Source organism: Saprospiraceae bacterium, assembly GCA_016712145.1.
Classification (GTDB): Bacteria; Bacteroidota; Bacteroidia; order Chitinophagales; family Saprospiraceae; genus Vicinibacter.
Genome location: JADJRO010000001.1, coordinates 210,953 through 225,642, shown reverse-complemented (window position 1 = coordinate 225,642; position 14,690 = coordinate 210,953). Strand labels below are relative to the sequence as shown.

Below are 14,690 nucleotides of genomic sequence, written 5' to 3'. Positions count from 1 at the left end.
TGCCAAATCAAAATAAAAATGGATTACAACTATAAGTTCAAAACGGCTCTTTACATTTTATTTCAGAATAAATAACAAGTTGTAGATGCATCCAGATTGCCAGAATGAGCCTAACCGATCTAGCAAGTGTTTAATTTTTTATTACATAAAACTCAATCGGTTGAGCGAGAAATGAAATAGCCTCTTAAAAAATATGAATTCTAACTTTCCTTTTGACTTAAATACTTAACCCGATCATCAAATCCTGTTTTTTCTATTTGAACAAGATTGTCTTCTAACATCGTTTGGATTTCTGGTGGATGGGCTGTTGTCTTTTTTAATACTAAATCAATGTGCAAAAATCTGGACCACAATAAGGCCTTAAGCTTTGTTTGTTCATCATTCCACATTTGGTATTCCACAAGAATATCTTTCTCTGAACATCGAATGATCAGAGAACGAATCCACACCCATTCATTTCGTTTTGCTTCCTGCAAATAAGCTATTTCATGCTTAACCAATACCCAGGACTTTTTATTTTGCTCAGCATAATCCATTAAGTTTAATTGGTAATGCTCAAGAATTTGATCTTCTCGTGCTTCCAACATATACTCAATAAATCGCGTATTGTATAAATGGCCTAATGGATCGCAATCCTTAAATCGAATGCGATGTCTGGATTGTGGAATGGTTGTCATGGAACGGGCTTAAGTAAGGCAAACAATCCCGGCTTCAAATAGTTTAATGCTGTTAAGCTGTTAAGCTGTTAAGCTGTTAAGCTGTTAAGCTGTTAAGCTGTTAAGCTGTTAAGCTGTTAAGCTGTTAAGCTGTTAAGCTGTTAAGCTGTTAAGCTGTTAAGCTGTTAAAATTTGTTAGCAGTTTTTGCTTGTTAGCTTTTTAGCTTGTCAGCTTAACAGCTATTCCCCCCTCCACCAACACTACCAACATGTTGGAACAAAACTTTCCGAATTTGTAATTATTGCAGAATCGCCCGTTGCGCGAATTACAAACAAACCATTACGTTCAGCATAGATTGGACTTTCTTCGCTGGCATGTAAATAGGCAACTGCACCGTAAATTTTATAGCTGGCATATTCATCCAACCATTCTTTTGCATGACTTAATTCTTCTAAAAAATCTTTTATAGCTTTAATATTTAAATTAGACTTGACTTCGACAATAACCAATTCATTGCCATTCTTCGCAACGATGTCAAATTCAAATTGACGACCCATGTGAATACCAGTCCGACGCTGTGAAGTGTCATGCACATCAATTCCTTTGCCACGAAGCAATTGAATTAAATTTCCACTGACCAGACTTTCAACAAATTTTCCCCATTGGCTTTCAAATTGGTGAATCATTTTATTTAATTTCCGATCGGTTTCCTTAAACTGGAGTTCTGTCTCTTTAAATTTTAGATCGGTCTCCTTTTGGCTAATGACTAAATCCTTCAACAATTGTTTGATTTCTTCAAAGCTTACTTGCATTTCCATAATTATTTTTTTTAGGTGTTTTCAATTAAATATAGAGTAAAAATAATTAAAATTTAATGACAAAAATTAAAATTAGCCCTTAAATTCATTGGTACTATTAACAAATCATTTTGTCTTGGAGGGTCGGAAGCATTGAATCTGTAAAACATTCCCTTAACTTTGCACAAAATAAGGGCATGGAATTTTCACATAGGGAAATTGAAGAAAAATGGAAGCGATACTGGAATGAAAATCAGGTTTATAGAATAACCGATGATTTTAGTAAACCAAAATTTTATGTGCTTGACATGTTTCCTTATCCTTCAGGAGCAGGTTTACATGTGGGGCATCCGCTGGGTTATATTGCCTCTGATATTGTGGCACGTCACAAACGCATGTCTGGTTTCAATGTGTTGCATCCAATGGGATTTGATGCATTTGGATTGCCTGCTGAACAATATGCAATACAAACAGGAATTCATCCATCTGTTTCTACAGCACAGAACATACAACGCTATCGCGAACAACTTGACAACATCGGATTTAATTACGATTGGTCCCGTGAAGTGATTACTTGCGATCCTTCATATTATAAATGGACCCAATGGATCTTTTTAAAATTATTCAATTCCTATTACAATACCAGCGAACAAAAAGCAAAACCTATTGATGAACTGATTCAGTTATTTGAGCGCTTTGGAAACAATTCAATTCCAGCGCATCATACAGAAGATACTGTGTTTGATGCTGCTGAATGGAGTGCAAAAAGTCGCATCGAACAAGAACGCATCTTAATGAATTATCGCCTGGCCTTTCGCAAAACAGCTTATGTCAATTGGTGTGAAGCTTTGGGTACGGTATTGGCTAATGACGAAATCAAAGATGGGGTATCCGAACGCGGCGGGCATCCCGTTGAGAAAAAAGCCATGTTGCAATGGGCTTTACGGATCACTGCATATGCCGAACGCTTGCTGAAGGATATGGAAAATTTGGAATGGTCCGATTCATTAAAAATTATGCAAAGCAATTGGATTGGAAAATCATTGGGCGCTCAAATCTTTTTTAATATAGAACATCATCCAGATTCCATAGAAATATTCACCACGCGTCCAGATACAATTTTTGGTGCCAGCTTTATAGTGCTTGCTCCTGAACATCCTTTAGTATCATCTATCACTATTCAATCACAAAAAGACGCAGTTGAACAATACATCAACCACAGCAATTTGAAAACAGAACGGGAACGGCAAGCTGATAACAAATCGGTTTCGGGTGTATTTACCGGAGCATATGCCGTTCATCCATTAACCAATGATAAAATACCTATCTGGATTGCTGATTATGTTTTAATTGAATACGGCACCGGCGCCATCATGGCAGTACCCAGCAATGATAAAAGAGATCGGGTTTTTGCAAAACATTTCAATTTACCCTTCCAACAAGTTATAGATCAAACTGAATTCCCAAATGCCGATTTGGAAGATAAAGTGGGCATGTTGATTAATTCTGATTTCTTAAATGGAAAATCTGTTGAGCAAGCAATCACTGAAATTTTAAATGTATTGGAATCCAGAGGAATCGGCAAAACAAGAATTCAATACAAATTGCGCGATGCCAATTTTAGCAGGCAGCGCTATTGGGGAGAACCCTTTCCAATTTATTACGATGCTCAAGGACATACGTATCAGTTAGATGAATCAGATTTACCACTTGAATTGCCGCATATCGAACAAATCGAACCTGGCAAATCAGCAAAATCTCCTTTGGCTGCAGCAACCGAATGGGTAAACTGGCAAGGTTTTACACGTGAAACAGATACCATGCCTGGATATGCAGGTTCTTCCTGGTATTTTCTACGATATATGGACCCTAACAATCCCAATGAATTTGCTTCAAAAGAAGCATTGAATTATTGGAAAGAAGTTGACTTGTATATAGGCGGCACTGAACATGCAGTTGGACATTTGATGTACTCTCGGTTTTGGCATAAATTTTTATACGATTGCGATTTTGTAAATACCAACGAACCTTTTAAGAAATTAGTTAATCAAGGGATGATCCAGGGAATAATTGAATCTTTGCTTTTTGTCAAAGACAGTCATCCTCCCCTATTTATAGACGTAAATTTAAAAACAAACTACACAGACGATCAATTAGCGCGCATTCCGGTTCATATTGATTATGTTAGCGATTACAATACAGATCATTCCCATCTTTCCAAAGCTGGTATTTTGCAATTTGTAAAATGGAGGCCAGAATTTGCAGGAAGTTTATTTAAAAATGAAGAAATCACTTATTTGTTAAATGAGATTTCTGATGATTTTAAAATACATACACTTTCTGAAACCGGTAAAATGTCCAAGCGTTATCACAATGTGGTAAATCCAGATGATGTGATTGCGGAGTATGGTGCAGATTGCTTCCGGATGTATGAAATGTTTTTAGGACCGATTGATCAAGCTAAACCCTGGGATACCAAAGGAATTGATGGCGTTAGTAAATTTTTAAGAAAGTTTTACAATCTGTTTTACAATGCAACCGATCAGTTTAATCTTACGGATGAACCAGCGAATGCAGACGAACTAAAAATATTGCATACCTGCATCAAAAAAGTAAATCAGGACATCGAGCAATTATCATTTAATACGTCTGTCAGTGCATTTATGATTTGTGTTAATGAATTGAAACGAATCGGTTGTGCAAAAAGAGACGTACTAATGCCATTAGCGCAATTACTCGCTCCATTTGCCCCATTTATCACAGAAGAAATCTGGCATGCCGCAGGAAATACCGGAAGCATCCACCATTGTACCTATCCAATGGCTGATGAAAATCATTTAATAAAAAATGAAGTAAATTATCCTGTCAGCATCAATGGTAAAAAACGGTTTGAATGGATTGTTGCTAAAACATTAAGCCAGGATGAGCTACTGCAACAAGTTGTTGAATTGGATGAAATAAATAAATGGTTGGAAGGACAAGAAATAAAAAAAATTATTATTGTTCCCAATCGCATGATTAATATTGTTATCTAATAAATATGTTCGAAAATAAATCTAAAGCGGTCGTTAAATCTCAAATCTTTTACAGAAGGTTATTGAAATTTTGGATACTTGGCACTCTTATGATTTCTATTTCACTTGTTCTAGGTACCCTTGGCTATATGCATTTTGGAAATTTAAATTGGATCGATGGCTTATACAATGCCAGCATGATTTTAACCGGCATGGGTCCGGATGTGGAAAAACCATGTGATGAACTTAAATTATTTGCCTCCTTTTATGCCATGTATAGCGGCATCATTTTTCTTTCAAGTGTAACCATTGTTTTTGCTCCAATCATCCACCGATTTTTCCACATAATTCATGTGGAAGGAAAAGATTAGTTGTGGCTAACTTAGATTGCTCAGGGTCGCTGGAAACCGACTGAATTTTGGAGCAACGACCAATTCTTTAGAACCGGGAGTATAGCTATAAAATCCTTCACCGGATTTAACGCCCAATTTATTGGCAGTTACCATTTTAACCAATAATGGACAAGGTGCGTATTTAGGATTTCCAAAACCATCTTCCAAGACTCGCAATATGGCTAAACAAACATCCAGACCAATAAAATCTGCCAATTGCAGAGGACCCATAGGATGCGCCATTCCCAATTTCATGACGGTATCTATTTCTTCTACACCGGCCACTCCTTCATATAAACAATGAACGGCTTCATTTATCATAGGAATCAAAATACGATTGGAAACAAATCCAGGATAATCATTGACTTCAACAGGAACTTTATCAAGTGCTCTGGTAAGATTCATAATGGTTTCACACACTTCATCAGATGTATTATACCCACGAATGATTTCAACCAATTTCATTATAGGCGCCGGATTCATAAAGTGCATTCCAATGACTTTATCCGGTCTTTTGGTAATAGATGCAATTTTTGTCAATGAAATGGCGGAAGTGTTGCTGGCTAAAATCGTATTTGGTGCACACATTCGCTCGAGATCTGTAAATATTTTTAACTTAAGAGACTCGTTTTCGGTTGCAGCTTCAATCACCAATTCAGCATTTTCAACAGCAGATTCCAGATCTGAATTTAAGGTGAGCCGATTTAAGGTATTGATTTTATCCTCTCCGGTTAATTTGGCTTTTTCTACCATGCGATCCAGATTTTTAGTAATCGAAGCCAAGGCTTTTTCCAATGCCGGTGCTGAAATATCATTTAAGACAACCTGATAACCATATTGTGCAAATACATGAGCGATGCCACTTCCCATGGTTCCTGCTCCGATAACTGTAATATTTTTCATGATTTTTTTTGAATATTGCGCGCAAAGCTAAGCTTTGAGCAGTATTTAACAAATTGTAGAGTAAAAATATAAATCCTATCTTGCAATCCTATGGCATATAAATTAGTTGCTGATGCTGGATCAAGCAAGACAGATTGGGTGTTTTTTGGTGCAAAACAGAGTACCCATTTTGAAACCGATGGCATCAATCCAACAACGCAAGATCCAAGTTATTTGGATACCATTTTAGAAAAAACCAAATTCAATTGTCCGGATCTGCCCGCTGACATTATTTTTTATGGCGCAGGATGCAATTCACAATCGGCTAAAGATATACTTACTCTTTTGTTTGAAAAGCACTTTCCGAATGTACATCTGACGATTCAGTCAGACATTTTAGCGAGTGGTCGGGGGCTTTGTGAAGGAGCGGAAGGCATCGTTGCAATTTTAGGAACTGGCAGCCATGCAGCACATTGTGATGGCCATGCGATTGTCCACCAACTTCCTTCTCTTGGTTATCTTCTTGGTGACGAAGCATCCGGTAACTATTTTGGGAAAAAACTGCTCCAGCTTTATTTTTTAAACAAAATGGATGCCCAATTAAGACAGCATTTTGAAAATCAGTACCCGACATTAAATCATGATTTTATTTTTCAATTATATCATTCCCAAAAACCGGCTTCCAAATTAGCAGACTTTGCTCGATTTGCAATTCAACATAAAAATGCAGAATCATTAAAACCAATCATTAAATTTGGAATTGAAGAATTTATTGAAAACAGAATTTTAATTTACAAACCACTCCAGTTACCGGTACATCTATGTGGCTCGATCGGATATTACCTGCGAGATGAATTTAGAACAAGTTTGAATAATTATGGTTTACACTTTGGAAATTGCAGTCAGAAATTAATTCAACATTTATTGGCCTACCATTTAAAATATGAAACCCATTAAACGCATTGGTATTTTTACATCCGGAGGAGATGCTCCTGGAATGAATGCAGCAATTCGGGCGATAACCCGTACGGCAAATTATTATGATCTACACGTTTATGGAATCTATAGAGGTTTTGAAGGAATGATCGATGGAGAAATAAGCCGTTTGGAAACTACCGATGTCAGCAACATCATTCATCAGGGAGGTACCATATTAAAAACCGCACGGAGCAGCCGTTTTTTAGAAACTGCCAATCGCCAAAAAGCATTTGAAAATTTGCAAGCAAATGATATTGATGCAGTTGTTGCAATTGGTGGCAACGGTACGTTTACAGGGGCTTCTGTCTTTTTCAAAGAAACCGAATTTCCCATGATCGGCTTGCCTGGAACCATCGACAATGATTTATATGGAACCGATTTTACGATTGGTTTTGATACTGCGGTAAATACTGCAATTGAAGCAGTGGATAAAATACGCGACACTGCAGATTCTCATGATCGTTTGTTTTTGATTGAAGTTATGGGAAGGCATTCAGGTTATATTGCACTCTTTACTGCCATTGCTTCTGGCGCCAGTGCCCTATTAATTCCAGAACATGATGAAAACATTGATCAATTGGTTGCTGAGATTAAAAAAACCCTTAAGCGTAAAAAAGTTATTCAGCTTAGTCATTGTTGCGGAAGGAAATAAAATTGGCCCAACCCCTGTTATTGCCGAATTGCTAAAAGAACGGGTTAAGGAATATGAAATTAAAATGGCTATCATTGGACACATTCAACGTGGTGGATCACCCAGTGTTGCAGATCGAATACTTTCCAGCCGACTGGGACATGGTGCCGTCGAGGCTTTATTAAAAGGGAAACACAATTGCATGGCAGGCATTGTCAATGATAAAATAGTTTTTACTGATTTCGATCAAGCCGTTCAACATCAAAACGCTCCGGACGAAGAACTTATCAAATTAGCAGACATTCTTGGAAGATAATCATTCAGATTCTTTTTATAACTAACGAATCTTATTTTCCTTTTGCATTTAAAATTATGAGTATCTTATTTTCCTCCGCCTATATTACTTAATAAGGCCAATCGAATGCTTGACTTTTGATAGTCCGAACCTTCAAATGCATGAACCCAATCCAGGCGAAAGACTCTAAATACTTTATAACCTATATTTCCAAATCCAATTGAATATTCTGAATACGGCTTATTTCTGTCATTGATAACTGATGAACAACGTATCAATTCTTTTAAACCCAATTTATTAATTAAAGGAATCCGGTCTAATAACTTTCCTTGTAAATCCCATTCAAGAAACCAGGACACTGCATGTTTATTCGTACTGTGTGCATATGGATTTAAACTTAAAAATACATCCGGATCATTCGGTTTGTTGTAAAAAATATAAGGATTCCCTTTTTGAAAAATCCATTCAGATGGATCCAATGGTTTTTTATGGAAAATTTTTGTCGCCTTCACTAAATAGCTTAGTTGGCCCCAATTCTGCAAGGACTGGTCATTATAAATACTGGTGCCAATTACATGAAACTGTTCTTTTGAATTTGGATAAACACCCCAAGTATGTCGCAACCTTACTACCGGCCATTCACTCTCAAGATAATCCGTTGCATTTGGGGCTAACCACACTTTAGTTCCCCGACGCCACCGAATCCGATTGGTAAAACTGATGTATTCTTTATGATTGATCTTCAAACTATCATTGAAATCATCACTGCTGCTATTTGGAGCATACAATCGATCTTTTTTAGCAATGCTGTAATTTGAATGATTTGTCAAATTAAACCTGGCATTGTAATTCCACTCGCCAAACCATAAAAAGTCATAGGCTATATACTGTTTATAATTTAAACCGATCATTCGATTCTCATAAAATTTGTTGTAGTTTTTCTTAAGCCACAAATTTGCAATTTCCTGAATTATAAGAGAACCGGGGTTATGATCATAGGCTTCCAATTCGATGCCTGTCCTAACTGAAAACTCAGCTTTTCTAAATTCATTAAATCGTTGCATATAACTAAAGGTTGGCCTGAAAACCTTCTCTGCAAAACCATAATCCAGTTTAGATTCGATACGGTATTCGTTGTATTCATTTTTTAAATGTTGTTGTTGATTAAACCGAAGAATGGTTCCTAAACTCCAACCTTGCACTGGATTAAAATGGATAATTTCCAAAGGGGAGGCAATGGAATATGAACGCTTCTTATAGGTGTTGTGAAACGTATAGCCAGTAAGAAAATGGATGGTTTTAAACTCATTCCGTTGTTGGTCTACTGAATCTTTATAAACTTTAGAATCTCGGATTATTTTCAAACTATCCTTGGATTGATAGTCGGTGATTTCTTCAGTTGTTAATGGAACCGGTCGGATTGAATCCCAATAAAGGACTTCCTTTGTATTGGCTCCATCCTGAATTCGCAACAGCACCCTTTCATCTTGTGGCTCTGAAACTTTTTCAAAATCATAATCTGAAAACACTACAGCAAATTTGCCTTCTAATTTTATAACAAACAATGCGGCTTTAAATCCAAAAACCTGCGATTGCAATTCAAAACGATCGGATCCTGTCACAGGGATAAATACCTGGCTGAGATAAATGCTATCAAACAATTCCTGTTGCACCTGTTTGCCTGAAATATGCAGATTTAATTCATACAAATTCCAGGAGTTTTCTTGTATCGTAATGACACCCGACCAGGCTGGAAGGCTGTTGTTTTTTGGAATGATCCGAATCCTATGTAAGATTACCTGATCCGTCTGAAGTGTGTCTGTACTTAATAAATTGTATTTATAGTAATCCAACGCAAAATCTGCAATCGGTGAAACAATGGCCCTTCCAAATTCATTTGTATTTTCATACAAATTAAACAAAGCTGAAGAAGCTCTATTAAATGAAAAACCATTATCCCGACCTGAGATTCTCGAAGATATCATTTCTTCATAAAAATGATCTGGTTTCTTAAAATTAAGTTTAGACACGGTCTCAGACAAATAAATGATCCCTTTTCTATTTGAATCCAGATTGCCATCCAAATTGCCAATTTCTTTTCCCAATATTTTTTTTGGGATATCCAGAATTTTAATTGACCCTTTTGTATATGCATTGCATTGAAAATCTAATTTTCCGGAATAATATAAATTTCGCTTTGCAATAGCTTTTCGAATGATTGCATAGGCCGGGTCTTCCTGATCCGAAGAAATAACAATTTCGTTTAAATTATATGTTGAAGGTTTTAATTGAATATTCAAGAGCAAGGGACCGGATAGATAATCTATTTCTCGCTCCTCAAGTTGATATCCTAAATAATGAAACACAACGATATTCTTGCCAACAGGCAATTCCAAGGTATAGGATCCGTCTTTATTGCTGATACTTCCTTTTGTTGTGTATTTAATATAAATTGAAGCAAAGGCTAATGGATTTCCTTCAGGATCCGAAATTGTTCCTTTCAATTGGGTAAATGAACTATTCAAAAAAGCAAACCAACAAAATACAACGAACAAAATCTTCATGTTGCCAACCAATTTTCCAGCAGTTCTTTGCCAAGTTTTGTTAAAAATGATTCCGGGTGAAATTGAATTCCTTCAATATTGTATGTTTTGTGTTTTATACCCATAATGATCTGATCTTCAGATATGCAGGTAACATGTAATGAATCAGGCATGCTTTCTGCATCAATTGCCCAGGAATGATACAATCCAACGTCAAATACTGCAGGCATGGTGCTTATTATAGAATTTAAATGCGTAGCCTTGTTAATGACTTGTTTTACCTGACCGTGTTGCACCACAACTTGTTTAAATAATTTTGCCCCATAAAATTCTGCGATGGCTTGGTGCCCAAGACAAATTCCCAAAATACGTTGCTTGCTTTGATAATTTGACAAAATAGATTTCATGGCAGGAAAATGATCTGGTATGCCCGGCCCCGGTGAAAATAGAATTTTCTCAAACTTAACTACTTCATTATCAAGATATTTCAAGGAATCCAGGATCCTCGGCTTTGCATGCAAGCTCTTCAATAAATGAACTAAATTGTAGGTAAATGAATCCCTGTTATCAAGAAGTAAGATCTCTTTATTTGAATACACAATAAAAGCTAATAACTTTCGGACGAAAATAGACAAAGATTCGATTGCAAAAGCCATTTAGAGCGCATTCTTCAGTTATTGAGCGTATGAATTCATTTAAACAGGATGAGCGGCCTTTTCTGTTTGTGATTGACTATTTGAAAACTTGTGGTATTTGTGAACCACTCGATGAACTGAATGATGAACAAATAAAATATTCTATTTGCAATGAAAAACCAGTCGAAAAATTAAATCACTCCTTTAGGTTTAAGCCTCTTCCCGTATCCTATAATTCTTACAAAATCAAATTTGATTTGGTTTATCAAGCCATTCAAAATGGGGACAGTTATTTGTGCAATTTAACTCAAGCAACTAAACTGGAGACCAATTTGAGTTTGAATGACATCTTCCAATGCACGAATGCCGCTTACAAACTTTATATAAAAGATACTTTTGTAGTATTTTCGCCCGAATCTTTTGTAACAATCAATGGGAGTCAAATAAATACCTTTCCAATGAAAGGCACTAAAAGGGTTGTAGACGATCCGGATGGTTTTCATTTATTGAATGATCTCAAAGAAACGGCCGAACACAATACCATTGTTGACTTATTGCGAAATGATTTGAGCATGGTTTCTGATCATGTTGCCATCAAACGTTATAAATTTCTGCTTAAGGTGAAAACACACAATGACGAATTATGGCAAATGAGTTCAGAAATCAGTGGAACCTTACAAAATTATTATTTAGATCATCCAGGATTCTTATTTGATAAAATTTGTCCGGCAGGATCCATTTGTGGCGCACCTAAAGAGAAAACACTGGAACTCATTTCTAAAACTGAAAATTACAATCGGGGATTTTATACAGGAGTGTTTGGCGTTTACAATGGCACCAATTTGCAAAGTGCTGTGATGATCCGATTTATAGAAAAAACCAATGATGGACTTGAATTTAAAAGCGGGGGTGGCATCACATTTCATTCTGATTCCCTGCAAGAATACCAAGAATTAATTCACAAAGTCTATGTACCGATTTTTTGAAAGCATTTCCATCCTGGATGGAGTTCCCCAAAATTTGTATTATCACCAATTGCGAATTGATCATACATTTAAACAATTTTATCCGAAACTGGAAACCCCACATCTGGAATACCTGATTTCTAAAAATGTTCAAGTTCGATTTCCTCTTGTGAAATGCAAATTCAGCTACAATGAAACATCCCATCAGTTTTTTTGTCTGGCCTATAATCCAAAAACCTATAAGAAATTTCACCTCATACATGACAATCAAATAAGCTATAACTACAAATACATTGACAGAATGTGTTTTGATCAATATCTTAGAACCATTCCATCAGACCACCAGATCCTTATTGTTAAAAATGATTACCTGACGGATTCAAGTTTAAGTAATCTGGCATTCTACGATGGCTATCGATGGCTTACTCCGATTGATCCTTTGCTTAAAGGCACCATGCGTGCTTCTTTAATAGCAGACTGGAAAATTCATGAAGAAGCAATACAATCGAAACATTTGCCTTTGTTTAAAAAATTCAAATTGCTAAATGCGATGAATCCATTGGATTCAACTACTGAATATTCAATGGATTTAATTTCTTAAGTCTCAATAAACCATGGATCTAACCAACTATAATCAGATTTTAGAAACACTTAAGCCATACCATGCACAATTAATTGCTGTAAGCAAAAATCAGAGTACCGAGGCAATTCTTAGTTTATATGAAGCTGGTCAAAGAATCTTTGCAGAAAACAGGGTACAAATGTTATTAGCACGTAAAACAGAATTGCCATCGGATATTGAATGGCATTTAATTGGAAGTCTCCAAAAGAATAAAGTAAAAAAAATAGTTGAATGGATCAGCATGATTCATTCCGTTGATTCTTTTGAATTAGCAGAAACGATTCACAAAGCTGCTATCCAATACAATCGGGTGATTCCCATTTTACTTGAAATTAAAATTGGAACTGAATCCGAAAAACAAGGTTTTGAATACACGAACCTCCTGGCCTCTTTAAGCACTGATCCGTGGATAAATTTATCTGGAATACAAATTTCAGGATTGATGGGAATGGCAAGCTTTACAGAAAACTCCCATCAAATTCAAAGTGAGTTCAGAAAACTCAAACTGTATTTTGAATCAATAAAGAAATTGCATCCTGAATATACCGCATTCAAAGAACTCTCCATGGGGATGTCTTCAGATTACAAAATCGCATTGGAAGAGGGTTCCACTATGGTACGAATTGGCAGTAAATTATTTAATTAATTTACGATCACTAATTTACTGATAAAAGATTTATTACCCTCAAGAATTATTTTTAAATAATAGATTCCGGAATTCAGGTACAGGTCTAAATTTTCCTGATTTTTCCCGGACTTAAAATCTGATAAAATAATTCCATTTAGATCCAGCAATTGAATTAATTCCATTTTGTCTTTTGACGTTATGCGAATAAGTCCGCTTGAAGGATTTGGGTAAACATTGGCCAATTCAATCGCATTGTTTGAAATACTTGTTACACGACATTTATCCTGTTGGTTTAATTCCAAATCATTTAAACTGCAATCAAGATCTGCTAATTGCAAGTCCAATGCTTTTGAATTAAAAACAATATCTGTTATCTTGATTGGGTCCTTAGCAACAGTATAGCTAAGGTCTTCACTGCAATCATGATCCATCAAACCACTATTCTCCAATAAAACCAAATAATTTTCCATGCTGCCATTGGGTTTTATCAAAGACCATGTTTTGTCATTTCCACGATCGTAATTAATTGAAGACGAGGTTGCAATGCTTGAGTTTTGTAAACTCTCTTTAAAATATTTATATTTCTCGATGATCGCATTGGTAGAATTGATTTTCATTAATGTATACCCCTGAAAGCCATTTTCAACTGGCGCCTGACCTCCGATATAAAAATAAAATCCATCAGTATTAATTGCTTCTACTCGGATTGGTGCGGTATAATTTCTCCAGGTTCTAAGCGTCAATGCAGCATCAAACCAAGAAATCAATACTGGCCCTGGTTCAGAACGACCTACAACGGATTGCGAAAACATAAATATATTGGCACCTTTTGGTTCGATAGATGTAAATCCAAAACGATGGTTATATAACCCATCCGCACTAAAGAGTTCTACCATTTTTAATGCTACCGGTTCTCCTTCTGTAGAGACTTCGGCCAACATCATTCGAAAAAAATTATCCCCTACCGGTCTGATGGTTCCGGATATCAACAAATCGTCATTGGGACCCAAAGCTAAGGAAGCAGGAGATTCAGCGTGTATGGGTGCCAGGCTGTTGTAAATTCGGGACCAAATAATTTGCGACCCATCAAAAGCCATTAAAACGATTTTATTGTTTTGTGCTCCAAGATAATTTAATTCAGTCTCGACCAACAAATAGTATATCCCTCTGATATTGATTACATCTACTGGATTTAATGTTCGGCTTGGTTCAATTAAGTCTGAAATTATTTTCACATACTTCAATGCGTTTATTTTAAAATTAAACAAACCTATAATCAGATAATTTCCACCTCCTGTAACCAAATAATTTCCAATAAAAAAAACTTCATCCGCACCTGTTGCTACAATTTTCTTTATCTGAATGCTTCCTGATTTTTGTCCAATGAGATGTCCTGATTTAAGATCTCCTGCATTTTGAAAATTTAGTATTAGGGCCTCCGTTAAATTTTTCTGGGTATTCAAAACATTAACTGCATAAATTTTAGACGCTGGTACGGATCCTAAACTACCAAATGAACTGCTGCTTGCAATTTCTAAGAATTGAATGGGACTGCTTGAATCAGCCGTAATTTTCAACAAACTCTGAGCATGCATTAGGCCACAGAAACATGTAAACAGAAGCGAAATTTTCAGATTCATAATTTAAATTT

12 protein-coding genes and 1 pseudogene are annotated in these 14,690 nt (G+C 36.0%); 7 read left to right on the top strand and 6 right to left on the bottom strand.

What is annotated here, in order from left to right; translation table 11 throughout:
- Positions 1-200: 200 nt before the first annotated feature.
- Entirely contained in the window at positions 201-677 is a 477-nt protein-coding gene (locus IPK91_00925; GenBank protein ID MBK8295860.1) for an acyl-CoA thioesterase, read from the bottom strand.
- A 240-nt stretch (positions 678-917) separates the two neighbouring features.
- Positions 918-1,469, bottom strand: coding sequence for a hypothetical protein (locus IPK91_00920; protein MBK8295859.1), 552 nt, complete (start codon positions 1,467-1,469; stop codon positions 918-920).
- A gap of 182 nt (positions 1,470-1,651) precedes the next feature.
- Between IPK91_00920 and IPK91_00915 the strand changes: the two genes are divergently transcribed.
- The gene (locus IPK91_00915) at positions 1,652-4,489 is read left to right on the top strand and encodes a leucine--tRNA ligase (protein MBK8295858.1); all 2,838 of its coding nucleotides are present in this window, start codon (positions 1,652-1,654) and stop codon (positions 4,487-4,489) included.
- 5 nt (positions 4,490-4,494) lie between these two features.
- Complete coding sequence (locus IPK91_00910; GenBank protein ID MBK8295857.1) at positions 4,495-4,839, top strand: hypothetical protein; 345 nt, start codon at positions 4,495-4,497, stop codon at positions 4,837-4,839.
- A 6-nt stretch (positions 4,840-4,845) separates the two neighbouring features.
- On the opposite strand, the gene IPK91_00905 is transcribed toward IPK91_00910, so the two are convergent.
- Positions 4,846-5,763: a 3-hydroxybutyryl-CoA dehydrogenase gene (locus IPK91_00905; GenBank protein ID MBK8295856.1), complete on the bottom strand. Its 918-nt coding sequence runs from the start codon at positions 5,761-5,763 to the stop codon at positions 4,846-4,848.
- Positions 5,764-5,853: 90 nt separating this feature from the next.
- Here IPK91_00905 and IPK91_00900 point away from each other — a divergent pair, with 90 nt between their 5' ends.
- Together IPK91_00900 and pfkA are read left to right on the top strand one after the other, a co-directional pair.
- A complete protein-coding gene (locus tag IPK91_00900; protein MBK8295855.1) occupies positions 5,854-6,699 on the top strand; it encodes a hypothetical protein in 846 nt (281 codons plus the stop codon).
- Positions 6,686-7,667: pseudogene (gene pfkA, locus IPK91_00895) on the top strand (6-phosphofructokinase). Before IPK91_00900 ends, pfkA begins: the two are co-directional and overlap by 14 nt.
- A gap of 65 nt (positions 7,668-7,732) precedes the next feature.
- Here the strand turns inward: pfkA and IPK91_00890 are convergent.
- Both IPK91_00890 and IPK91_00885 read right to left on the bottom strand, forming a co-directional pair.
- Positions 7,733-10,210, bottom strand: a complete 2,478-nt coding sequence (locus tag IPK91_00890; protein ID MBK8295854.1) for a carboxypeptidase-like regulatory domain-containing protein — start codon at positions 10,208-10,210, stop codon at positions 7,733-7,735.
- Positions 10,207-10,845, bottom strand: a complete 639-nt coding sequence (locus tag IPK91_00885) for an aminodeoxychorismate/anthranilate synthase component II (protein ID MBK8295853.1) — start codon at positions 10,843-10,845, stop codon at positions 10,207-10,209. Before IPK91_00885 ends, IPK91_00890 begins: the two co-directional genes overlap by 4 nt.
- Positions 10,846-10,874: 29 nt before the next feature.
- Here IPK91_00885 and IPK91_00880 point away from each other — a divergent pair, with 29 nt between their 5' ends.
- The 3 genes from IPK91_00880 to IPK91_00870 are packed head-to-tail and all read left to right on the top strand — an operon-like array spanning position 10,875 to position 13,057.
- The gene (locus IPK91_00880) at positions 10,875-11,810 is read left to right on the top strand and encodes an aminodeoxychorismate synthase component I (protein MBK8295852.1); all 936 of its coding nucleotides are present in this window, start codon (positions 10,875-10,877) and stop codon (positions 11,808-11,810) included.
- Positions 11,794-12,390, top strand: a complete 597-nt coding sequence (locus IPK91_00875; GenBank protein ID MBK8295851.1) for an aminotransferase class IV — start codon at positions 11,794-11,796, stop codon at positions 12,388-12,390. Before IPK91_00880 ends, IPK91_00875 begins: the two co-directional genes overlap by 17 nt.
- A 13-nt stretch (positions 12,391-12,403) precedes the next feature.
- Positions 12,404-13,057: a YggS family pyridoxal phosphate-dependent enzyme gene (locus tag IPK91_00870; protein ID MBK8295850.1), complete on the top strand. Its 654-nt coding sequence runs from the start codon at positions 12,404-12,406 to the stop codon at positions 13,055-13,057.
- Here IPK91_00870 and IPK91_00865 read toward each other — a convergent pair.
- Complete coding sequence (locus tag IPK91_00865; protein MBK8295849.1) at positions 13,054-14,679, bottom strand: T9SS type A sorting domain-containing protein; 1,626 nt, start codon at positions 14,677-14,679, stop codon at positions 13,054-13,056. The two genes, IPK91_00870 and IPK91_00865, sit on opposite strands and share 4 nt — an antisense overlap.
- Positions 14,680-14,690 lie beyond the last annotated feature (11 nt).